18 protein-coding genes are annotated in these 23,318 nt (G+C 39.8%); 15 read left to right on the top strand and 3 right to left on the bottom strand.

The window, feature by feature from the left end; translation table 11 throughout:
* Positions 1-105: 105 nt before the first annotated feature.
* From citD to HMPREF1151_RS01175, 8 genes are all read left to right on the top strand, one after another.
* Complete coding sequence (citD, locus tag HMPREF1151_RS01210) at positions 106-375, top strand: citrate lyase acyl carrier protein (protein WP_005379312.1); 270 nt, start codon at positions 106-108, stop codon at positions 373-375.
* A complete protein-coding gene (locus HMPREF1151_RS01205; protein ID WP_009660774.1) occupies positions 375-1,340 on the top strand; it encodes a CoA ester lyase in 966 nt (321 codons plus the stop codon). Before citD ends, HMPREF1151_RS01205 begins: the two co-directional genes overlap by 1 nt.
* Positions 1,330-2,877: a citrate lyase subunit alpha gene (gene citF, locus HMPREF1151_RS01200; RefSeq protein ID WP_009660755.1), complete on the top strand. Its 1,548-nt coding sequence runs from the start codon at positions 1,330-1,332 to the stop codon at positions 2,875-2,877. Before HMPREF1151_RS01205 ends, citF begins: the two co-directional genes overlap by 11 nt.
* A 503-nt stretch (positions 2,878-3,380) precedes the next feature.
* Positions 3,381-3,629, top strand: a complete 249-nt coding sequence (locus HMPREF1151_RS01195) for a DUF4261 domain-containing protein (RefSeq protein WP_009660756.1) — start codon at positions 3,381-3,383, stop codon at positions 3,627-3,629.
* Positions 3,630-3,657: 28 nt separating this feature from the next.
* The gene (locus HMPREF1151_RS01190; RefSeq protein WP_009660754.1) at positions 3,658-4,014 is read left to right on the top strand and encodes a cupin domain-containing protein; all 357 of its coding nucleotides are present in this window, start codon (positions 3,658-3,660) and stop codon (positions 4,012-4,014) included.
* A 232-nt stretch (positions 4,015-4,246) separates the two neighbouring features.
* Positions 4,247-4,993, top strand: coding sequence for a Bax inhibitor-1/YccA family protein (locus HMPREF1151_RS01185; RefSeq protein WP_009660780.1), 747 nt, complete (start codon positions 4,247-4,249; stop codon positions 4,991-4,993).
* Positions 4,994-5,194: 201 nt separating this feature from the next.
* Positions 5,195-6,511 (top strand): MFS transporter, encoded by a 1,317-nt coding sequence (locus HMPREF1151_RS01180; RefSeq protein ID WP_009660750.1) that lies wholly within the window; start codon positions 5,195-5,197, stop codon positions 6,509-6,511.
* Between the two features lie 153 nt (positions 6,512-6,664).
* Positions 6,665-7,561 (top strand): hypothetical protein, encoded by an 897-nt coding sequence (locus HMPREF1151_RS01175; RefSeq protein ID WP_009660745.1) that lies wholly within the window; start codon positions 6,665-6,667, stop codon positions 7,559-7,561.
* 67 nt (positions 7,562-7,628) lie between these two features.
* On the opposite strand, the gene HMPREF1151_RS01170 is transcribed toward HMPREF1151_RS01175, so the two are convergent.
* Entirely contained in the window at positions 7,629-8,048 is a 420-nt protein-coding gene (locus HMPREF1151_RS01170) for a hypothetical protein (protein ID WP_009660787.1), read from the bottom strand.
* A complete protein-coding gene (locus tag HMPREF1151_RS01165; RefSeq protein WP_005378410.1) occupies positions 8,048-8,971 on the bottom strand; it encodes a LysR family transcriptional regulator in 924 nt (307 codons plus the stop codon). Before HMPREF1151_RS01165 ends, HMPREF1151_RS01170 begins: the two co-directional genes overlap by 1 nt.
* Positions 8,972-9,368: 397 nt before the next feature.
* Between HMPREF1151_RS01165 and nifJ the strand changes: the two genes are divergently transcribed.
* From nifJ to HMPREF1151_RS01150, 3 genes are all read left to right on the top strand, one after another.
* Positions 9,369-12,908, top strand: coding sequence for a pyruvate:ferredoxin (flavodoxin) oxidoreductase (nifJ, locus tag HMPREF1151_RS01160; protein WP_009660785.1), 3,540 nt, complete (start codon positions 9,369-9,371; stop codon positions 12,906-12,908).
* A 175-nt stretch (positions 12,909-13,083) separates the two neighbouring features.
* Positions 13,084-14,673 (top strand): class I SAM-dependent methyltransferase, encoded by a 1,590-nt coding sequence (locus HMPREF1151_RS01155; protein WP_009660770.1) that lies wholly within the window; start codon positions 13,084-13,086, stop codon positions 14,671-14,673.
* A 312-nt stretch (positions 14,674-14,985) separates the two neighbouring features.
* Positions 14,986-16,014 (top strand): YafY family protein, encoded by a 1,029-nt coding sequence (locus tag HMPREF1151_RS01150; protein WP_005378417.1) that lies wholly within the window; start codon positions 14,986-14,988, stop codon positions 16,012-16,014.
* 79 nt (positions 16,015-16,093) lie between these two features.
* Here HMPREF1151_RS01150 and putP read toward each other — a convergent pair whose 3' ends face one another.
* Positions 16,094-17,581 (bottom strand): sodium/proline symporter PutP, encoded by a 1,488-nt coding sequence (gene putP / locus HMPREF1151_RS01145; RefSeq protein WP_005379325.1) that lies wholly within the window; start codon positions 17,579-17,581, stop codon positions 16,094-16,096.
* A gap of 263 nt (positions 17,582-17,844) precedes the next feature.
* On the opposite strand from putP, the gene recQ reads away from it, so the two are divergent.
* The 4 genes from recQ to HMPREF1151_RS01125 are packed head-to-tail and all read left to right on the top strand — an operon-like array spanning position 17,845 to position 23,208.
* The gene (gene recQ, locus HMPREF1151_RS01140) at positions 17,845-19,677 is read left to right on the top strand and encodes a DNA helicase RecQ (protein WP_009660767.1); all 1,833 of its coding nucleotides are present in this window, start codon (positions 17,845-17,847) and stop codon (positions 19,675-19,677) included.
* 58 nt (positions 19,678-19,735) lie between these two features.
* On the top strand, positions 19,736-20,527 hold the full coding sequence (locus HMPREF1151_RS01135) for a thymidylate synthase (protein WP_005379338.1): 792 nt from the start codon (positions 19,736-19,738) through the stop codon (positions 20,525-20,527).
* A gap of 9 nt (positions 20,528-20,536) precedes the next feature.
* A complete protein-coding gene (locus HMPREF1151_RS01130; protein ID WP_009660751.1) occupies positions 20,537-21,031 on the top strand; it encodes a dihydrofolate reductase in 495 nt (164 codons plus the stop codon).
* The gene (locus HMPREF1151_RS01125) at positions 21,031-23,208 is read left to right on the top strand and encodes a Tex family protein (RefSeq protein WP_009660753.1); all 2,178 of its coding nucleotides are present in this window, start codon (positions 21,031-21,033) and stop codon (positions 23,206-23,208) included. Before HMPREF1151_RS01130 ends, HMPREF1151_RS01125 begins: the two co-directional genes overlap by 1 nt.
* Positions 23,209-23,318: the final 110 nt, after the last annotated feature.

The following is a 23,318-nucleotide window of genomic DNA, read 5'->3' as shown; positions in this document are numbered from 1 at the left end:
GAGTGTTAGAATTTAATTAGTTGTATTCAATATTTGTACAAGGCTCTCGCGACGAGCCTGTACAGATTTGGGTTTTATAAATCTTTTATAAGGAAAGGATGTAACATGGCACAATTAGTGAAAGCTGCGCAAGCAGGCTTCGACGAAAAAAATGATGCATTAGTTACGGTAGAACCGATTGCTAGCGGCATCGAAATCGAATTGACTTCCAAAGTTATGCGTCAATATGGCGACCAAATTAAATCTGTTATCTTGAACACAGTTAAAGAGGCTGGTTTTGATGGCGTAAAAGTAACTGTACAAGATAAAAACGCTTGGGATTACACAATTAAAGCACGCGTGTTGGGCGCATTAGAAAGGGGGAGCAAAGCATAATGGCTAACGATAAAACATTTCCAGAAGTAAAAACTAATCCGCTTACAGAAGCGGCTAAAAAACGCTTATCCCGTTCCATGATGTTCGTTCCTGGTAATACACCAAAAATGATTAACAGTGCTGATATCCATGGTTCTGACTCCATCATGATCGATATCGAGGATTCCGTGCCTATTACAGAAAAAGACACAGCTCGTCTTTTGACTGCAGAAGCATTGAAATCCCGTAAATTCCGCGCTGAAACAGTTGTTCGTATCAACCATCCTACACAAACTCCTTATGGTTATGACGATCTTGATGTTATCGTTCCAGCTAAACCTGATATGATTCGTTTACCTAAAACTGAAGACGTATCCGAAGTTGAAATCGTAGCGAAGAAAATTGAAGAAGTGGAAAAAGCTAATGGCTGGACAGAAGGTACAATCAACATTATCGTAGCTATTGAATCCGTTCGTGGCTTGTACAATGTTCGTGAAATCTGCCATGGTCCTCGCGTAGTTGCTATCGCTCTTGGCGCAGAAGATTACCGCGCTGACCTTCGCACAGGCAAACATAAACCAGCTGTTGAATTGTTGTTCGCTCGTCAAACAATCCTTCATGCAGCACGCGAAGCAGGTATCCGCGTAATCGATACTGTATTCTCTGACGTAAAAGACCCTCAAGGTTTCCGCGAAGAAGTTGAATTCATTAAAGCGTTGGGTTATGACGGCAAATCTTGCATCCACCCAAGCCAAATCAAAATTATCCACGAAGTATTCACTCCTGATGAAAAAGAAATCGCTCATTCCGTTAAGGTATTGAACAGCTATGCTGATGCATTGCGCAACAATAAAGGCGTAATTTCCGTAGATGGTAAGATGATCGATGGTCCTATCGTAGTTCGTGCACAACGCGTAGTTGATAAAGCACGTGCAGCAGGCATTAAAGTTGAATTAGAGGAAGGAGCAGAATACGATGTTAAATAAAGTAGGTCGCGATATCCCAACAAATATCCCAGCACTAGAAGGTCGCGAAGTATATCAAGGTGAATTCGCAATTGAACCTAAGGCTAAACGCGCAGGTAAACCTGTTCATATGAGCCGTGTTGGTACTAATAAAGTTCTTGCTTCCATCGATGAAGCAATCGAAAAAGCTGGCGTAAAAGATGGCATGACATTGTCCTTCCATCATCATTTGCGCAATGGCGACTATGTTATGAAAATGGTTATGGAACGCGTTCAAGCGAAAGGCATTAAAGATATTACAATCGCATCTTCTTCCTTATCTCCATGCCATGATTTCTTAGTTGAAATGATTCAAGACGGTACTGTTACAGCTCTCGAAACATCTGGTCTTCGCGATCGTCTTGGTAAATTCTTAACACAAAACCCTGGCGTATTAAAACGCCCTGTAGTCATTCGTCCTCATGGTGGCCGTGCTCGTGCTATTGAATCTGGCGAAGTTCATATCGATGTAGCTTTTATGGCTGCTCCTACAGCTGATCCTCGCGGCAATGCAACTGGTCGTATGGGTAAATCTGCATGTGGTGCACTTGGCTATGCTAAGGTTGACTCTCACTATGCAGATACAACTGTTATCATCACTGATAACTTGGTTGACTATGTACACAACTATGCCATCCCTCAAACAGATGTAGATTATGTTGTTCCTGTTGAAAGCATCGGCGACCCAGAAGGTATTGCATCCGGTGCAATTGGCTTCACTAAGAACCCTATTCAAATTAAAATCGCTGAACTAGCTGGTGAATTCCTTGACCAAGCGGGTATCATTAAAGAAGGTTTCGTATTCCAATTGGGCGCTGGTGGTGCTCCATTGACTGTGGCTAAATTCATCGCTGAAAAACTTCGCAAACGCGGTGAAGCTGGTGGCTTTGCTATCGGTGGTGCTACAGGTATCTTGACTGGTATGCTTGAAGAAGGTTTGATCAAAGCTATCTATGATACTCAAACATTCGATACTACTGCAGCTGCATCCTTGGATAAAAACCCTGCACATATCGAAATGTCTGCTTCCATGTACGCTAACCCATGGACAGACTGCACTACAAACTACTTAGACGTAGTATTCCTTGGTGCTACTGAAATCGACCTTGATTTCAACGTAAACGTAATGACAGACTCCAACGGTGTATTGATGGGCGCTTCTGGCGGTCACTCCGATACAGCAGCAGGTGCTAAATGCACGGTTATTACTTGCCCATTGATCCGTGGCCGCTTGCCAATGATCCGTGATAAAGTAGCAACTGTGATTACACCAGGCTCCTCTGTTGACGTACTCGTTACTGAATACGGTATCGCAATCAACCCAGCTCGCACTGATTTGATTGAACGCTTCAAAGATAGCAACTTGCCTATCTATACAATTGAAGAATTACAACAATTAGCATTCGACTTAGTTGGTAAACCACAAGATATTCCTGTGTCTGACAAAGACGAAGACATCGTGGCAATCGTAGAATACCGCGATGGCTCTATCATCGACGTGGTTCGTAAACCTCTATAATTGAGTTGGTGGTGTGGATGTTGTGGAGCGCGGTAGAATCCGTTATGGTTCCGCTGGCGGTATCACCATCCCTTGCTGATTAAATAATACAAAGACCCTCTCCATGGTCCTAGGACTCACACATGCCTGAAGTTCCTCTACGGACCACGGAGAGGGTCTTTTGTCGTTAGTTTTATTTTTTACCTAGGGGATGGTGACGCCTTCAGCGGTACAGAGCAAGTGTTTATCGCGGTTCCGCACCACGAACTCTAGTATATCGGTAGTTGTACGCCTACATGATTGTAGCGGGTGCGGTATTCTACGGATTACGTTTGTGGGGGCCCGATGATGATATTCTTGCGCGTCCAGCTTACGGCTGAACATGGTTCGAATACCATCATCGGGCTATATTTATAACAGTTATATCTTTTAAGTTGTTATGAAATATGGATTATATAATAATTGTGGTACTAGTAATCATTTGATATACTATAAATGAATGGTATGTTATATTTAGCTTTATCTTGCCTGATGTGCAGTATCACTTTCATGGTATAAATCCTGATGATGTAGTTATTCATGCATATAATATGCTGTATTTTATTTTAGAAAATGACAATCCTGTGGGTGATGGTGATACTATTAGCGGCCTAGAGAATGGAGAATTGGATTCAAATGTTCAATGGACATTGCATTATGAGGATTCTCTAATTCAACCGGTGAGAGCAGTGCTTGATGTAAATATGGGTGAATATGCATCGGGCACTCGTTAGTTATTAATAGATGAAAGGTGTGAACATTATGAGTGATCAACGTGTTTTTGACATGGAGCTTGTAAAAGTCGAAAGTTTGGAGAAAGCTGTTAGGACTCCATTTTATCAAACTGATTCCACAGGTGGTTCAGTTTGGGTTATTAAACCTGGTCAAACCTTACCAAAACATTATCATCATCACTCTGATGATATATGGGTTATATTGCAAGGCAAGGGTGTATTTTATCCAACACCTGATACAGAGGTGCCTTTTACAAAGGGGCAAGTTATAGTATCTAAAAAGGGTGAATGTCATGGTGCAAAAAATACTGGAACGGAAGATATTGTCTTTGTGAGTATCGTTGCGCCAGTGCCTGCTGATTATGATCCTGTTAATACTAATTAATATGAAAGCACTTTATAGTATTTTCTTATCTTGTGATAGAGATATATTCATACTATAAAGTGCTTTTTAAGGAACGATAACAGAAAGTGGGTCACTAGTGAGGTAGAAGGACTCAAATTTCTTTATGATTTGGTTTTATACAATGTGTTTTTATGGCGTTGAATAAGAATTTTTAGTATAATATAAAGATAGATAACAAACTATATAAACTACAAATAGCAAGGAGGTTCTTATGAATCCATACATGACACAAACGCCAAATGCTAATGATGTAGCATTGGTAGAAAGTATTGTATCTCAACGGTTAAAGGGTTCCATCTTATGGATGGTTGTCGGCTTATTGACTACATTAGGTATTGGTGTTGCGACGCTAATGAATCCGTCTTGGGCGCGTTTTGCAGCTAGCAATTTTAATATCTTGTTGATTGCAGAAGTAGCCGTGGTATTTTTGTTTAGCATGCGCACGTATAAGGCCAATGTTATGTCCCTATATGCGATGTTCTTCATCTATAGTGCATTGAATGGCGTTACCTTATCACTTGTTTCGTTAGCATATGGCATCATGGAAGCTACTGTACCAGCATTGATTGGGGCATTGGCATTCTTCGTTGCCTTTTCTATTGTAGGTCTTACGACTAAGAAGAATTTAGCCGGATTAACACCTTACTTAGTGGCTGCTATATTTGGTATGATTATCGTAAGTCTTGTGTTTATGGCAGCATCGTATTTTTCGATTCCATATCTTAGTTCCATTAGTTATAGTACAATTAGCTTGATTCTTGGCTACCTTGGGGTCGTGGTATTTTCCATCTTTACGGCTGTTGATATGAACATGATTAAAAACAGTGTTACTCAATTGGCACTATCTGAAGATGAAACGATTTTAGATCGTATTGAAATTGCTGGTGCACTTAGCTTGTATCTCGATTTCATTAACTTGTTCTTATCCTTGTTGCGTATCTTTGGTAATAGACGCTAATATCTGAATAGTGTATGTGAAAGCACCTTATATACTGTTAGAAATCTTTATGGAGATTTTACATAACAGATATAAGGTGCTTTTTGTATGTTACATATTCTAATTTGTTATTCCTATATTCTATATAATATCATTGACAGAGGACATTTGTTTTTTTAATATATTATGGTACGTATCATATAGTAAGTAGAAAGGATTCATATGAACTCATCATCTGTACCAGAGCCTCAAAGTGGGGCCATCGATTTCAAGGATTTTACAAGGCGGCGTATGTTGCATGTCATCCTACCATTATTTATTGTTTCTATTATTGCCTTTTTAGACCGTGTAAATATCGCCTATGCAGGCTTGACCATGAAGGAAAATTTACCATGGTTAACACCAGAAATATTCGGTATGGGCGCAGGTATATTCTTTATTGGCTATGTTTTATTTGAAGTCCCTGCATCTCTGTTAGCATCGAGATTTAATGCGATGCATTGGGTAGCGCGTATCATGTTTAGTTGGGGCATTGTATGTGTCCTCATGACGACAATGACTACGGAGTGGGAGTTCTTCTTATATCGATTCTTGTTAGGTTTATGTGAAGCGTCATTATATCCGGTTATCTATTCTTTATTGATACCTAATTGGTTTTTACCGAGAGAACGGGCAAAGGCAATTTCCTTAATGCTTACCTCTCTATTATTCTCTAACATTATCGGCGGTCCATTAGCAGGCGTATTGCTCGATACGACATTCTTTGGATTACATGGATGGCGTACGTTGTTTATTGTAGAAGCATTACCAGCTGTTATCTTTGCTTTCATTTTTGCATTCTGGATGAAAGAAAAACCAGAAGAAGCCGCTTGGGTAACTGATGCAGAGAAAGAATATATCAAAGAAGAGCTTGCTAAGGAAGAAGCTGAAAAACAATCCGTAAAGAAATACACTATTTGGCAAGCCTTGAAAGATCCAAAAGTATTGCGATTAGCATTAATTTATTTCTTGTGGGTTATTGGGTTCTGGGGATTCAGTTTCTGGATGCCACAAGTGCTTAAAAGCTTATCCGGATGGCCACCAAGTGTTGTAGCTTGGTCTATTGCCATTCCGATGAGTGCGGCATTGCTCGTACAAGTTTTCTGTGGCTATTCTTCAGAGAAACGCAATGAAAAACGTTGGCATGTGGCGACCACATTATTTGTTGGTACCATAGGTTTTATTGCCACACCACATAGTCCATCACCTGAAATTAGCTTGTTATTCATTTGTTTAACGGCTGTAGGCGTGTATGGCGGTATGGGCGTATGGTGGACGATGCCAACTACATTCTTATCTGGCGCAGCTGCAGCAGGTGCGATGGGCCTTATCAATTCATCCGGTAATATGGGCGGTTGGGTTGGCCCTTATATGCTAGGCTTCATCAATGGACATACAGGTAGCTTTACTTACGGTTACTATGTAATGGGCGCTTGTATGTTCCTAGCAGGTCTATTGATTTTGACATTACCTAAATCTATGGAACACAAGGAAGATTAAGTTAAAAATTAAATACAAATTTAAAAAGAGTTATATTTTTTATTCTTTTCTATGACGGATATTGAATAAATATATAGCTCTTTTTCTTTTAGTAAATATATTATTTTATGTATAATAAGAGTAATGTAATCTACAGTAAAAAGAGAGGCTACTATGTATAAAACGTTATTATTAGCAAGCGTATTAACAACTTTTACACTAGGTGTATCTGTAAGTGCGATATCATTACATGATCCGACGGGTGAAGGTAGAGCTGCCTTTGAGAAAATTGCAGTGTACAACCGTGACATTGTTAAAGTTTCAGGTCCTTATGATTCATGGGAGGCAGCTGTTAAGAATTTAGAACGCGCTAAATATATTGGTGATTTAGAACAACATAAGACGATAGATAAATTACAGAGTCAATTGAAACCTATATTAGGCGGTTATTATGTATCAGCATATTACGTAGATTTTAGTATCCTTACTCATGATGAGGGGATTGTTATAATAAAACCGACCGGTAATGATGTAGGTGAGACTAAATATATTGTAGAGTATAAAACTCAAGAGCATTATATTGATTCAATATTATGGAATCCTTTTGTAGAGAAAGTTATTACAGTAGCAGATCCGATTATTTCTTATGAGAATCAGTATGGAACGGGAAAACTTATAGTTGTGACAGCCTTTGGATATCAAGAGGATGTTCAAGGTTTTCCAGATAAGGGACTTATAGCTGCAAATAAAGCTTATAAGGCTGCTGAAGATACGTTAGTTAGTAGAGTGTTGGAATTAGGATGGGTTGATACATCTCGTGAAGCAGAGTTACGAGATTATTTAAATACAAATGATGGTGTTCATAAGGGGTACACTTTGGATGCCATGGGCTTTGGTGTTATGGCTCAAAAAGATCTCTTTCTTTATATAGATGATAAAGGTAATTTCCATCATAGGCACTACTCTGTTGTGAGTGAATGGGAAAAATCCTATAATAAGAATTTCAGTTTATATAAGCACATTCCCCTTGATAAAAAGATAAAAGCTATTACTGTGGTTCAAACGGATTAAGGCAGATATAATAAAAAGCCAGATACAATGTAAATACTTTTTAGTATGTATTGTATCTGGCTTTTATTTATTTTTTTACATCTGGTACATTACCAGGGTTCATGTCTAGGTTAAGATCTGTGGATTTTAACGGATTAGGATCTCCATCAGGAGAAATAACCTTTAGTTCTGGATGCAACCATTCTAATTGTTTTAGTTCCCAATCATATCTAGCACCATCATTTTGTAACTGCCGGATATATTTTTGTAATTCTTCGATTTGATCACTATGTTTATTCGCCATGCCTTCTAAAATATATAGACGTCCGGCCACACTATCTATGGTGGAACCGTCGTGATCTTCGTCGACGCGCCATTGTAGTTCGGATATTTGAACTTGCTGAATGATGATGACGATGATGAGAACTATAATAACGGCCCACATGGGCGTTTCTTTAGCTTTCAAAAGGGCCCGCAATTTAGCTGCGAGCCCAGATGGTTTGTTCATTATTTATGAGCCTCCAATTGTAGACCAGGTAATGGCAATTTGGAGTTTACAAAGTCTAACCACAAGCGAGAAGCGTGGGAGAGGTAATGACCTTTTTTCCAGATTACATATAAGGTATGGATGATTTCTGGAACGAGAGGTCGTACCACAACCTTGGACCCAACCTCTGTGTTCTCGCCAACCTCAGGGCAGAGGCGAGATGGTAATAGGGCGATGGCTAAATCGGCACTTACTGTTTGTAACATGAGGTCACGTTGGCTTGTTTCGAATACGATATGAGGTTGGAAACCTGTGTGCTTACATGCTTTGATAATTTCATCATGTAAATTGAAATCGTCCTTGTGAAGAACAAAGGATTCTTCTGAAAGCATATCCAATCGAATTTCTGGTTCCTTGGCAAGTGGGCTAGTTTTAGGAACGATAACGGATAATGGGTCAGATGTGAGATAGAAGGATTCAAATTCCTTAGGATTTGGCTTTGTACAGATGATACCGATATCAATCAAACCTTCTTGTACACTAATTTCGACCTTCTTAGAACCTTGTTCATATAATTCTAAATCGATTTGTGGGTATACCTTTTTAAATTCACCTAATAGTTGCGCAAAGATTGGTGCATCGGTAATAGGTGGAATACCAATTCGGATGGAACCTTGCTCCAAACGAAACTCGTTTTCAAAATCTGTTTTTAAATGTTCAAACATAAATACTACGCGTTTCGCGTGTGTTAAAAAGATGGTACCTCCATCAGTGAGTTCTACGGATTTAGCATTACGCATGAAGAGAACAACACCAAGTTCGTCTTCTAAGGCTTTGATTGTACGGCTAATCGCGGATTGTGAGATGTGTAAGTTTCTTGCTGCTTTACTAAAACTCTTTTGATCAGCCACTTCTACGAAGTATTTTAAATGGTGGAAATCCATAACTAACCCCCTAATATATAAAAGATATTACAAACCTAATTTAAAAATTGATTTTGGTAAATGAGAATAATTATTACTAAAACGCAATTAGCTATTACTTTAAGTAAAGCATGGATAGCGATATTGGCAAGGCGCCAAGCGCTGTATGTATTGCGTTGATATAGCCCGCCACGTTATAATGAGTCTATAGGGCTATATCAAGTTATGATATTAGGAATTATGGTTGTGCCCACTACAAAATAGTTTGTACTACATAATGCCATAAATATATATAACATATATATTATTGCATTATTTTTTCATGTACGCAAGTTTGTAATGGTTGTTATTCCTAAACATAATGATAGATTAAGCAAGTGTTCTATTTTTGCTAAATGCTTAAGGAGGCAATAATCACATGAGTCGTAAATTTAAAACTATGGACGGCAACCAAGCGGCTGCTCACGTTTCTTATGGTTTTACAGAAGTTGCTGCGATTTACCCAATCACTCCATCTTCTCCAATGCCAGAACACATTGACGAATGGGCTGCATCTGGTCGTAAAAACATCTTCGGTAACACTGTTCAAGTTGTAGAAATGCAATCTGAAGCAGGCGCTGCTGCTGCTGTTCACGGTTCCTTGCAAGCTGGTGCATTAACAACAACTTTCACATCTTCCCAAGGTTTGTTATTGATGCTTCCTAACTTATACAAAGTAGCAGGCGAATTACTTCCAGGCGTATTCCAAGTAGCTGCTCGTGCATTAGCTGCACATGCGTTGGCTATCTTCGGTGACCACCAAGACGTAATGGCTGCTCGTGCAGCTGGCTGTGCTATGCTTGCAGAATCCTCCGTACAAGAAGTAATGGACTTGTCTGCAGTAGCTCACTTGACAGCTATTAAAACTCGTGTACCGTTCATCAACTTCTTTGACGGTTTCCGTACATCCCATGAAATTCAAAAAATTCAAATCTGGGACTATGAAGAATTAAAACCATTAGTAGATATGGAAGCAGTTCAAGCATTCCGTAAAAACGCTTTGAACCCAGATGCTCCTGTAACTCGTGGTACTGCAGAAAACCCTGACGTTTACTTCCAACATCGTGAAGCATCCAACAAATTCTACTTGAACGTTCCTGACGTTGTAGAACACTACATGAACGAAATCAACAAATTGGCTGGTACTAACTACCAATTGTTCAACTACGTAGGTGCTCCTGATGCAACTGACGTAATCGTTACTATGGGTTCCTCTGCACAAGTAGTAGAATCCACTGTAAATTACTTAAATAAATTGGGTCGCAAAGTTGGTTTCATCAACGTTCACTTGTTCCGTCCATTCGCAACAGATCGTTTGTTGAAAGCTATTCCTCAAACTGTAGAACGCATTGCTGTTCTTGACCGTACAAAAGAACCAGGCGCTTTGGCTGAACCATTGTTCTTAGACGTTCAAGCTGCTGTAGTTGACGGTGGTCGTAACATTAAAGTTATCGCTGGTCGTTATGGTTTGAGCTCCAAAGACGTTATCCCTGCAGACATCGTTGCTGTATTCGATAACTTGAATGCTGAAAATGGTAAGAAATTCTTCACATTGGGTATCAATGATGATGTTACATTCTTGTCCTTAGATCGTGCTGAAGGCGTAGAAGTTGAAACTCCTGGTTTGACTGAATGTAAATTCTGGGGCTTCGGTTCTGACGGTACTGTAGGTGCAAACAAATCCGCTATCAAAATCATCGGTGACCACACTGACTTGTATGCACAAGCATACTTCGATTACGACTCCAAAAAATCTGGTGGCGTAACAATGTCTCACCTTCGTTTTGGTACTAATCCAATCAACTTACCTTACTTGATTACTGAACCTCAATTCGTAGCATGTCACCGTCAATCCTACGTACATGAATACGACTTACTTCGCGGTATCAAAAAAGGCGGTACATTCTTATTGAACTGTACTTGGTCCCCTGAAGAATTGAACGAACATTTACCTGCTAAATTACGTCGTCAAATCGCAGAAAAAGAATTGAACTTCTACATCATCAATGCTGCGAAAATCGCTGCTGAAATCGGCTTAGGCGGTCGTATCAACATGGTAACTCAAGCTGCATTCTTCAAATTGACTGAAATCATCCCTGTAGATGATGCTATCAAATACTTGAAAGAATCCGTAGTTACTTCCTATGGTAAAAAAGGTCAAAACATCGTTGACATGAACAACGCTGCTATCGACCAAGGCGTTGGTGCTCTTGTAAAAGTAGACGTTCCAGCTGACTGGAAAAACGCTGTTGATGAAGGCGGTCACAAAGCTAAACCAGGCTGTGAATCCTGCCCATCTTTCGTTCAAAACATTGCACAACCAATCAATGCACAAGCTGGTTATGATCTTCCTGTATCCACATTCGCTGGTTACGAAGATGGTACATTACCTGCTGGTACTGCTAAATTCGAAAAACGCGGTCCTGCATTGTTCGTTCCAAAATGGATGCCAGAAAACTGTATCCAATGTAACCAATGTTCCTTCGTATGTCCACATGCTACAATTCGTCCAATCTTGGCAACTGAAGCAGAAGTGGCTGCAGCTCCAGAACATTTCGATACAATCCCTGCATTGGGCGCTAAAGACCTTCAATTCCGTATCGCAGTATCCCCATTAGATTGCTTGGGTTGCGGTAACTGCGTTGATATCTGTCCAGCTCCTAAGGGCAAAGCTATCGTAATGACTTCTATCGATTCCGAAATCGAACAAGCTGAAGCTTGGAACTACGCTGTTAACCTTCCTGTAAAAGAAAACCCTATGAAGAAGGAAACTGTTAAAGGTTCCCAATTTGAACAACCATTGTTCGAATTCTCCGGTGCTTGTGCGGGTTGTGGTGAAACTCCATACGCTAAATTGTTAACTCAATTGTTCGGCGATCGTATGATGATTGCGAATGCTACTGGTTGTTCCTCTATTTGGGGTGCTTCCATGCCAGCTTCTCCATACACAACTAACCAACAAGGTCAAGGTCCTTCCTGGGCAAACTCCTTGTTCGAAGATAATGCTGAATACGGCTATGGTATGTACATCGGCGTTAAGAAAATCCGTGAACAATTGCTTGAAGTAGCTAAGAAAGCTGTTGAAACAGCATCTGGCGAATTGAAAGAAGCATTGGAACAATGGATTGAATTCGCTAACCTTGGCGCAGCTACTCGTCAACGTTCCGCACGTTTGGTAGCAGCAATCGAAGCTGAAGGTGCTACAACTCCAGAATTGAAAGAAATTCTTGATAAAAAACAATTCTTAATCAAACGTTCTCACTGGATCTTCGGTGGTGACGGTTGGGCATACGATATCGGTTTCGGCGGTGTTGATCATGTATTAGCTTCTGGCGAAGACATCAACATCTGGGTATTCGATACTGAAGTATACTCCAACACTGGTGGTCAATCCTCCAAATCTACTCATGAAGCTGCTGTAGCTCAATTCGCAGCATCTGGTAAACGTACTAAGAAGAAAGACCTTGGCATGATGGCTATGTCTTATGGTTATGTATACGTAGCACAAGTAGCTATGGGTGCAGATAAAAACCAATTGATGAAAGCTGTTACAGAAGCTGAAGCTTATCCAGGTCCTTCCTTGATTATCGCTTACAGCCCATGTATCAACCATGGTATCAAAGCTGGTATGGGTAAAGCTCAAGAAGAACAACGCAAAGCAGTTGCTTGTGGTTACTGGGATCTTTACAGATACAACCCTCAACTTAAAGCTGAAGGTAAAAACCCATTCTCCTTGGATTCCAAAGAAGGCAACTACGACGAATTCCAAAACTTCCTTAAAGGTGAAGTTCGTTATGCTTCCTTGGCGAAAGCTGCTCCTGACGCTGCAGAAGAATTATTCGCTAAATGTGAAGAAGACGCTAAAGAACGTCGCTTAAGCTATGTTCGCTTACAAAAAGGTTTCGAAGACATTAAATAATTAATTTCTCTAAACTGCATATACAAGAGGCATCCTCATTGAGGATGCCTCTTTTGCATCTATCATCCTTATGAATAGGTGTATAGTACACATGATTTTGGTATAATAGATAGTATATATGTGTATTATTCATGTATTGTTTATACAATATATGTTTTTAATGATAGAGGATATTATGACTACGAATACAAATGACGTACAACAAACCATTTATAGTGAATTAGGCTATAAATCTATGCCATTCCCATATACCACACCAGCTACTCTTGAAGCCTATGCGGCTCTCGTGGGTATTTCAGCACCTAACCCTAAAACTGCAAGAGTATTAGAATTGGGAGCAACCTATGGTGGCAATATTATCTCCCAAGCATTATTTAATCCTGATGCAACATTCGTAGGTATTGAGCTTTCACAAGAACAAGTTGAAAAGGGCAACGAAGTGATTGCGAATGCAGGGCTAACAAATGTTTCCTTAGTTCAATCTGATATTGCATCTATTGGTAGTGAAATTGGTACCTTTGATTACATTATCGCCCATGGTGTGTATTCTTGGGTTGATGACGGTGTTAAAGATGCATTGTTGCGCCTTATCGATGAACATTTAGCAGAGGATGGCATCGCCTATGTGTCGTATAACACATATCCTGGTTGGCATACGATGGAAGAAGTACGTCAGTTAATGATGTTCAGCAACCGTGATAAAGCTCAGTTTAATCACAAGGAAAAGGTACTGCATGGCAAAACGATTGGTAGTATCGTAGGTAGTCAAATTTTAAAATATGACAATCTAAAGGAACGAAATAGTAAATTCTTAGGTGCTCTTCGTTCTGTTATGCAAAAAGATGAATACTATGTTGGTCACGATCATTTAGAGCCAAACAATGATCCTGTATATTTCTATCAATTTAATGACCATTTAGGAGCGCATAATTTGGCATATCTATGCGATGCTGATTTAACTTTATCTATGGTACGTAGCTTTGATGCTGATATTGCGGATACACTAGATAAACTCGCACTTAATGACCATGTAGCTCAAGAGCAATATTTAGATTTTATGCTAGATACGACCTTTAGAAAATCTATTATATGTAAGGCTAAGCATGCAGAATCTGTAACCTACGACATGGGAAATCCTGAACTTGTAAATTCTGTACCTATGCGAACCATTATTAACAGCTTTACCTATACAATTCTCTTCAATGAAGAAGCATTGTCTATGTTTGAAAACGATATCGTGCGCGATACATTCCAGTCCATTATTAAGGATGGCGGTCAGTTTAATATGATCGAGGCTTTAGCCATTGTAAAAGCTGCTAATGATGCTGCTAAGGGCGATGATGCAAGCTTAGAAGCCGCTGTTAATGCGTTATATGTAGCTATGGCAGAACATATTGTACGCGGTGGTCTACGTTTCTTGAAACACCTACATTCTAAAGCTTACTATATGGAGGGACAATCCTTTGTACCTGCTAGATTTACAAAGTTTGTGAAAGCTTTAGTTGAATCTGGTACAGACATCATGTATGGGGCTACCTCTGAAAATGAAGCCGTGGAAAATCTGTCCGATGAAGATTTGATGTTTATGGAAATCCTTAATAAACCAAAGGCAAAATCTACTATTGTTAATGCGATTAAAAAGAATATCTTTGGCGGCGCACAAGCTGGTCAGGCAAAAAATCAAACAGCTATGGCTGAAGCGTTCTATGCTGAATTGACGAAACGCATGGAAACATTAGGCTATTTAGAAAATAAAATTAAATAAAGGTATTTCCTGTGTAGCATATGATAATAATGTGCGATGGGGGATAGATAAAGGCTAATTCTCGATATATAGAATTAGCCTTTATTTTTATGTTCAATATTTTCTTTTTATTTTATAAATATTACATTTTGTTATGTTAAGTTGCATAAAAGATATAGGAAAGATGAAGAAATGCATGAAAAACACATGAAGTAAACATGACTTTTATGATATACTTTGTATGAGTGATTTTGTGTACATGTAAAAATATGGTCATAGTAGGCCATATTTTGTTGTTAGTTAGTATAAGTATATTGTAAAAGGAGTTTTTCCATGGCATCTAAAAAGGCAGTACTAGTATATATACTAGAAATCCTACGAGATGAAACAGATGCAAATCATACATTATCTCAAGAGGAAATTCGTAGCATCTTAGCAAAGAAATATGAATTGACGGTAGATCGTAAAACCTTAGGGCGTCATCTAAATGATTTATATGAATCTGGTAATTTTAATATTGAATGTGAAGAATCTGCACTAGGTACAGATGGTTCGATTCGTCGTACCAATTTTTATATGATTCATCCCTTTGAAGAGGCTGAGTTACATTTGTTAATCGATGGTCTATTAGCATCACGTCATATTAGTGTAAATCAGCGTAAAGACTTGATTGATAAGGTATCTGCCTTGGGAGGTCGTTATTTTAAATCCCATGGAAAACAAATTAAGAGTACACCTGATTCTCTTGTGAGAAGTCAGGATCTATTCCTAAATATTGATCTCATTGAAAAAGCGGTGACGGAAGGGAGAAAAATTTCGTTAGTCTATTATCAGCCTAGTACAGATAATAAATTATATCCTAATCTTGATTATGCAGGTAATGAGCGAAATTATATTTTTAACCCCTACCAATTAGTATCTAGTCGAGGACTCTACTACTTGGTAGGTAACCACGATAACCATGATGATATGTCTACACTACGTGTAGATCGAATTGGCAACATTAAGTTATTGGATATTCGCCGTAAGCCATTGCGGGAAATCCAAGGCTATCACAATCAAAATACCTTTGATGTAGATAGATACATGAAGGAACATATCTATATGTTTGGTGGTGAATCAGTAACGGTAGTGTTTGAAGCAAAACGCAGTATCGTTAACCAAATTCTCGATTGGTTTGATGGAAATGTAACATTTTTAAACGAGACGCCTCAAAAGGTGGAGTGTCGTGTTCATGTTAATCGGGAGGCTTTCAAATATTGGGCACTACAATATATGCAAAGTGTGAAAGTATTATCGCCAGCATCATTAGTGTTCGATGTGCGTGAAGCTATTCGTGATGGATTATCACAATATGTATAAGAAGAAGGGCTGTAAGTATAACAGCCCTTTATTACGAAAAAGGAGCTATTGAGAAATCAATAGCTCCTTTTATGCGTTTTTAGAGAATATGCAATTTTTCTGCTTCTTTATAATCTTTTAATACTGGACGTGGTGGTAATTTATCAAAAATGCTGACAATATAAATCGCAATAGATGAGAAGATAAATCCTGGTACGATTTCATAAAGTCCAAAGAAGGCAAATTGTTTCCAAATTAGAACTGTAAGACCACCTACGACGATACCCGCAATACAACCACGGCGCGTCATGCGTTTCCAGAATAGGGAGAAGATGATAGCAGGACCAAAAGAGGCACCAAAGCCAGCCCATGCGTAAGCAACCATCGTAAGGATGAGGCTATCTGGATTTAATGCTAAGAAAATGGATATAGCCGCTACCAACAATACAACAATACGGCTTACAAGCACGAGTTCTTTGTCGGTTGCTGTTTTGTGAATGATATTAGCGTAAAAATCATTAGCAATAGCAGAGGCTGTTACTAATAGTTGAGCGGATGCAGTACTCATGATAGCTGCAAGCACAGCAGACCAGATAAGGCCAGCCATAAATGGCGTAAATAAACGTTCCGTCATAACGAGGAATATCGTCTCTGCATCTGTACCAACTAATTTTTCTGGTAACATATATACATGACCGATGAGGCCTACGAAAATAGCTGCTAATAAGGAAAGGATAACCCAAACCATAGCAATATTTGTGGATTTTTTTAGTTCCTTTGCATCGGAAATCGCCATGAAGCGAACTAGGATATGTGGCTGACCGAAGTAGCCAAGCCCCCAACCAAGGGAAGAGATGATGCCGATGACAAGAGCAAACATATCACTCGTATCACCCCAGAGGTTTAATCCTTGAGGAAATTCACTTTGGATGAGTTGCATCGTATCAATAGGACCACCTAAGTACATGGCTGCCGTAATAGGTACAGCCAAGATGGCGAAGAACATCAACGCCCCTTGAATACAGTCCGTCCAAGATACGGCGAGGAAACCTCCGAGGAAGGTATAAAATACTACAATGCCCGCCGTAATAAATAGAGATACCGTATAGTCTAAACCGAAGATAGTATTGAATAATTTGCCTCCTGCCACAAATCCAGAGGATGTGTAGATGAGGAAGAAGATTAATATAAACAATGCGGAAATAACAGCTACCGAATGGGATTGATCATGGAACCGATTTTTTAAATAATCCGGCAATGTTAAGCTGTCGCTAGCTACCTCCGTATGGTTACGCAATCTACGGGATACGAATCGCCAGTTGGCCCAGGTGCCCAAGGTAAGTCCTACGGCAATCCATACACCGGAAATACCCGTAGTATAGGCCAGACCCGGTACCCCCATAAGCATCCAACCGCTCATGTCGGAGGCTTCGGCACTGAGTGCCGTAATCCACGGTCCTAGCTGTCTACCTCCCAATATATAGTCACCAATACTGTTCGATTTGCGATAATAGTAGACCCCGATGTACATCATCAGTCCTAAATACAAGGCAAAGGCGATTATGATCATTATGTTGTTGTGTGTCATGCCTATATAAAACCTCCTTAGGGTTGTTCACCACGTTAAAATATATACTAATTATTGTATCATAAATTGCCATTCTATAGGATATGTAAATCATATAATTTATTAGTAAATATTGATGATATTGTTAAAATTACTAAACAGTATTATATGAAAATAATTCAAAAAATACCTCAAAAAATGATACAATAAATAGACACGATATTTCATTTTGATATGGCATATAACATTGTTAATTTTGTACACATAGGAAAGGAGGTATACCGATGGAGGCTATTAATTCTCGTGATAGAGCGTTACAACTACTGCAAACCTACTTTGGGTATACATCCTTTCGGTCCGCTCAGGAGGCTCCTGTAGAGTCTTTGTTAAAGAACGAGGATGTAGTGGCCATCATGCCTACTGGGGCAGGTAAATCGATATGCTTTCAAATTCCAGCTCTTTGTAAATCGGGGCTTACCGTCGTATTCTCGCCCTTAATATCTTTGATGAAAGACCAGGTTGATGGCTTGGTGGATCAAAATATACCGGCTGCCTTAATCAATAGTACATTAACGCAAACAGAATTTAATAAGACCATGTACGATGTACGTAGTGGGAATATTAAATTATTATATATTGCACCAGAGCGATTAGGTTCTAATTTTTTCTGCAATGTGTTACGCTCTATGCCTATCTCTCAAGTCATTGTTGATGAAGCGCACTGTATTTCACAGTGGGGTCATGATTTTAGACCATCCTATCGATTGATAGGTGATTGGTTAGCTAGTTTGCCTAAGCGTCCCGTAGTGGGGGCTTTCACAGCGACGGCTACGAAGGCAGTAGAAAATGATATTAAAACATTATTAGGTCTCGATCATGCGAATGTGTATGTTACGGGATTTGATAGGCCGAATTTATCGTTTTCCGTCGTGCGCACACCAAAGCGCATGGATTATGTAGTCGATTATGTGCGGCGTCATAGTCATGAAAATGGTATCATCTATTGCTCTACGCGCAAGGATGTAGAACGAGTCTACGATAATTTGACACGGGCCGGAATCCAAACTGGATATTACCATGCCGGATTATCCGATGAGATGCGCAAAGATATGCAAAATAAATACGCCTTCGACCAATTACAAGTTATGGTAGCTACCAACGCATTTGGCATGGGTATTGACAAGAGCAATGTGCGGTATGTGTTGCATTACCAAATGCCGCGTAATATGGAGTCCTACTATCAAGAGGCGGGCCGTGCTGGACGCGACGGCGCACCGGCAGAATGTATTCTGCTCTATAGTGGGCAAGATGTGCGCGTTCATAAGTATTTGATTGAACAAGGTCATTTAGAACCACAACGTGAGCAGGTAGAACTTAGAAAACTGCAGTCCATGATTGATTACTGTTTCTGTAGTACTTGCCTAAGAAAATATATGCTCGCCTATTTTGGTGACATCGTTCCGTGGCTCGAATGCAGTAACTGTAGTTCCTGTAATACAAAAGGGGAACGTGTTAATGTCACGAAAGAGGCAAAGGCCATATTCCGTGCCATTATCGCCACCGAGGAGCGGTATGGTGCCTCTATGATTTCCTCCATCGTGCGCGGAGAACGGACTGACCGCATTACGCGAGCAGGTCTTGATGCATTATCCGTATTTGGGTATTTATCGGATGTAGGAGATAAGGAGATTAAGGGCCTCATACAACAATTTGTGGCCTCTGGATACTTGCGGAGTTCTATGGGGAAATATCCGGTCTTATCCGTCACCGCCGGTGCAGAAGAGGTACTAGCAGGGCATAAAGAGGTAGAAGAAATTAGGCAAGAGGTCATCGTGCCATCTCGTAAAACGAAAAAATCAGCCTCTATCTCTCGCTCCGAAGTACCCCGTTCTGGTTCTGGTGGGCTATTTGAACATTTACGTCAACATCGCAAACAACTGGCATCGCAACTTAGTGTGCCGCCGTATATTATATTCCCTGACACGGTGCTTATCGATTTAGCCAATATACGGCCTAAAACATTAGGTGAATTTGGCAATATAAAGGGCGTAGGGGAAGCAAAATTAAAGAAATATGGACTTTCATTTTTAGAGGCCATTTCACAATATAAGGGGTAACAAATTGGCGTTTCTATAACGCTATATTGAGTGATTTCAAATATAATTAGGGGGAACTATGAGCTTAGCAGATACACAATATCTCAATATTATTGAAAATATATTAGATCATGGTATATATGGTCAAAATAGAACAGGCATAGCCACATATAAATTGCCACAACAAATCATGCAGTTTGATTTACAAGAGGAATTTCCGATTTTAACTACAAAATTTGTGGCTTTCAAAACAGCTGTGAAAGAATTGTTATGGATTTGGCAAATGCAGTCCAATGATGTGCGTAAATTACAAGATATGAATGTCCATGTATGGGATGAATGGATGCGCGAAGATGGGACTATTGGTAAGGCCTATGGTTATCAAATTGCTAAATATAAACAATTAGATAATCTCATCAAAACCATAAAAGAAGATCCAGACAGTCGCCGCATGATTGTTACCTTATGGAATATTGAGGATTTGCCTGATATGGCTTTGCAACCTTGTGCGTATGAAACATTGTGGGATGTAGGTAATGGCTATTTAAACTGCATGCTCATCCAACGCAGTGGCGATATGGGGCTTGGGGTTCCATTTAATACGGCTCAATATGCAGCCCTCTTATGTATGATTGCCCAAGTGACTGGCTTGAAGCCTGGTAAGTTTACCCATGTTATTAATAATGCACATATTTACGAAAATCATGTGGATGCATTGCGCGAGCAATTATCTCGTCGAGATCAAGCGTTGCGTGCGCCCAAAATTCGTGTAAATTCAGATATCACCGATTTTTATGAATTCTCACCGGATGATATCGTGTTAGAAGGGTATGAACATTTAGGTAAATTGGCTATGACCGTAGCCGTATAGGGGGATACTATGTTAGCACTTATCGTAGCGGTGGCGCATCATCGCGTTATCGGCAAAGATAATTCTCTGATTTGGCATTTGCCCAATGATTTGAAATTTTTCAAGGAAAAAACGACAGGCCACGTTATTATTATGGGGCGTAAGACCTTTGAAAGCTTGCCCTTTTTATTACCTAATCGGGAACATTGGGTGATTACAAAAAATAAAGGCTTTAATGCACCGGAAGGGGTACGTGTATTTTCTTCACCCGAGGCTGTTGTAAAGGCTGCTAAAGAGATAGATGTAGCCTATGTTATCGGGGGCGCACAAATCTACGAAGCCTTTTTACCGTATGTAGATGTAATGCATATTACGGAGGTTGACCATGAATTTGAAGGGGATGCTCATTTCCCTGAATTTGATGCGTCAGCTTTCACAATTACCTCCGTTGTAGAGGGGACGGTAGATGATAAAAATACATATCCTCATCGATTTGTAACATATGAAAGAAAAGGACATAACTAATGGAATCAATGTTTGCCATTATTGCAAAGGAATTGGGTGTTAAGCCTGGTCAAGTAGAATCAGCAGTTACGCTCTTAGACGAAGGTAACACGGTGCCATTCATCGCTCGTTACAGAAAAGAAGTAACAGGTGAATTACAAGATGAACAACTGCGAACTATCGAAGAACGCATTAAATATTTGCGCAATTTAGAAGCACGGCGTCAAGAAATCATTAATGCCATTACGGACCAAGAAAAGATGACCGATGAATTGATGGCATCCTTGATGAAAGCCGTAAAATTACAAGAATTAGAGGATTTGTATTTACCATATCGACCTAAGAAACGGACACGGGCCATGATTGCCCGTGAACGCGGACTTGAACCATTAGCGGATATGATTTTGAACGATACGGTCACATCAGGCAATCCTCTAGATATCGCAAAGGAATATGTTTCTGAAGAGGTGCCTACGCCAGAAGATGCCATTCAAGGTGCATCGGACATCGTTGCAGAAATCGTCAGTGATAGTGCTGATTTCCGTGCTACCCTTCGCAAGCGTATGTGGAAGGAAGGTTTTATCCAGGCGGAGCTCGTAGAAGATAACGAGCACAAGGACCAATTCCTTCAATATAATGAGTATGCTGAACCAGTTCGTCAGATGCCGTCCCATCGTATCTTAGCGGTTAATCGAGGCGAAAAATTAGGGGCCCTTAAATTAGCGTTAACCGTACCCGATGAATCCTATATTCAATACATGGTGCGTGGCATCACTAAAAGTGAACAATCCATTTTTAGCGATGTGAAAGCTAGCGCCGTCGCAGATGCGTACAAACGCTTGATGTTCCCTGCCCTTGAACGGGATATTCGCAATGAATTAACCGAATCTGCAGATGAACAAGCGATTAAGGTGTTTGGTGTAAATCTTAAAAATCTCTTATTACAACCACCATTGGCAGGTCATGTCATTATGGGCCTTGATCCGGGCTATCGTACAGGTTGTAAGATGGCTATTATCGATGCACAAGGCAATGTACTTGATTATGGTGCTTACTATTTAACGAATAGTGAAAAGCTAAAACAAGAAGCACAAAAGAAGCTAGCTGAAAAAATCCGTAAATTTAAGGTTACCTTATTGTCCATCGGTAATGGTACTGCTTCGTATGAAACGGAACAATTTGCGTCTAAGATGATTGAAGAAGAAAAGCTAGATTGCCATTACATCATTACTAATGAAGCGGGTGCATCTGTGTATTCCGCATCAAAATTGGCTATTGATGAATTGCCAGATTTAGATGTAACGATTCGTGGCGCCGTATCTATTGCTCGTCGTGTACAAGATCCGTTAGCAGAATCCGTCAAAATTGACCCTAAATCTATCGGCGTTGGTCAATACCAACATGATGTTAACCAAAAGCAATTGTCTCATACATTGGATCAAGTTGTTGAATCCGTAGTTAACCATGTTGGGGTAGAGCTTAACACCGCATCACCAGCTATTTTGCAACATATTGCAGGTATTTCTAGTACTGTAGCCAAGAATATTGTGGCCTTCCGCCAAGATAATGGTGGCTTTACGAGCCGTAAACAATTGTTAAAGGTACCTCGTTTAGGTCCTGCAGCGTTTACGCAATGTGCGGGCTTCTTACGATTAAACGGGGCTAACAATCCGTTGGATAATACATCTGTTCACCCTGAGTCTTATGAATTGGCGGAACGCATCATTGGCGAGCTTGGCTTTACATTGAAGGATTTGCAAGATAAATCCCAATTAGAAGCATTACAAGTGAAATTGCCATTGGTTGATGTAGATAAGATGGCTCATAAGCTTGATGCAGGCATTCCAACGGTACGAGATATTATCGCTGCTCTCGCTAAGCCGGGTCGTGACCCTCGTGAGGATCTACCAGCACCGCTTACACGTAAGCATGTGGTTAGTCTTGAAGATATCAAGGTCGGCACCGTTGTAAAAGGAACTGTTCACAATGTGGTGGACTTTGGTGCCTTTATTGATTTTGGTTTAAAAACGAATGGTTTATTACATCGTAGCGAACTATGTACGGCGAAACAACATCCTTCTGATGTACTTGCTGTAGGCGATATTATTGAAGCCGAGATTATCTCTGTAGATGTAAAGCGAAATCGTATCGGATTATCCGTCAAGTCATTGAGAAATAAAGACAAGAAAAAGGCCTAATTTTATTAGGGGAATTCGTAAAAAATTATACATGTCAAAATTGAACATGATTAAAAGGAGTCCTTTAGGTAATAGAGGACTCCTTTTTTACAACTACACTTATCGAAAAA

This window comes from Veillonella sp. ACP1 (assembly GCF_000286635.1).
Classification (GTDB): domain Bacteria; phylum Bacillota; class Negativicutes; order Veillonellales; family Veillonellaceae; genus Veillonella; species Veillonella atypica.
Note: the sequence above shows the minus strand (reverse complement) of the source record. Positions and strands in the feature narration are given on the sequence as shown.

Excerpts from the sequence above, each read along its gene's own strand:
- HMPREF1151_RS01180 (WP_009660750.1), top strand. The coding sequence starts at position 5,195 with ATGAACTCATCATCTGTACCAGAGCCTCAAAGTGGGGCCATCGATTTC.
- HMPREF1151_RS01150 (WP_005378417.1), top strand. The coding sequence starts at position 14,986 with ATGGCATCTAAAAAGGCAGTACTAGTATATATACTAGAAATCCTACGA.
- recQ (WP_009660767.1), top strand. The coding sequence starts at position 17,845 with ATGGAGGCTATTAATTCTCGTGATAGAGCGTTACAACTACTGCAAACC.
- HMPREF1151_RS01165 (WP_005378410.1), bottom strand. The coding sequence starts at position 8,971 with ATGGATTTCCACCATTTAAAATACTTCGTAGAAGTGGCTGATCAAAAG.
- HMPREF1151_RS01205 (WP_009660774.1), top strand. The coding sequence starts at position 375 with ATGGCTAACGATAAAACATTTCCAGAAGTAAAAACTAATCCGCTTACA.
- HMPREF1151_RS01170 (WP_009660787.1), bottom strand. The coding sequence starts at position 8,048 with ATGAACAAACCATCTGGGCTCGCAGCTAAATTGCGGGCCCTTTTGAAA.
- HMPREF1151_RS01125 (WP_009660753.1), top strand. The coding sequence starts at position 21,031 with ATGGAATCAATGTTTGCCATTATTGCAAAGGAATTGGGTGTTAAGCCT.
- HMPREF1151_RS01175 (WP_009660745.1), top strand. The coding sequence starts at position 6,665 with ATGTATAAAACGTTATTATTAGCAAGCGTATTAACAACTTTTACACTA.
- citF (WP_009660755.1), top strand. The coding sequence starts at position 1,330 with ATGTTAAATAAAGTAGGTCGCGATATCCCAACAAATATCCCAGCACTA.
- HMPREF1151_RS01155 (WP_009660770.1), top strand. The coding sequence starts at position 13,084 with ATGACTACGAATACAAATGACGTACAACAAACCATTTATAGTGAATTA.
- HMPREF1151_RS01185 (WP_009660780.1), top strand. The coding sequence starts at position 4,247 with ATGAATCCATACATGACACAAACGCCAAATGCTAATGATGTAGCATTG.
- nifJ (WP_009660785.1), top strand. The coding sequence starts at position 9,369 with ATGAGTCGTAAATTTAAAACTATGGACGGCAACCAAGCGGCTGCTCAC.
- HMPREF1151_RS01130 (WP_009660751.1), top strand. The coding sequence starts at position 20,537 with ATGTTAGCACTTATCGTAGCGGTGGCGCATCATCGCGTTATCGGCAAA.
- citD (WP_005379312.1), top strand. The coding sequence starts at position 106 with ATGGCACAATTAGTGAAAGCTGCGCAAGCAGGCTTCGACGAAAAAAAT.
- putP (WP_005379325.1), bottom strand. The coding sequence starts at position 17,581 with ATGACACACAACAACATAATGATCATAATCGCCTTTGCCTTGTATTTA.
- HMPREF1151_RS01190 (WP_009660754.1), top strand. The coding sequence starts at position 3,658 with ATGAGTGATCAACGTGTTTTTGACATGGAGCTTGTAAAAGTCGAAAGT.
- HMPREF1151_RS01135 (WP_005379338.1), top strand. The coding sequence starts at position 19,736 with ATGAGCTTAGCAGATACACAATATCTCAATATTATTGAAAATATATTA.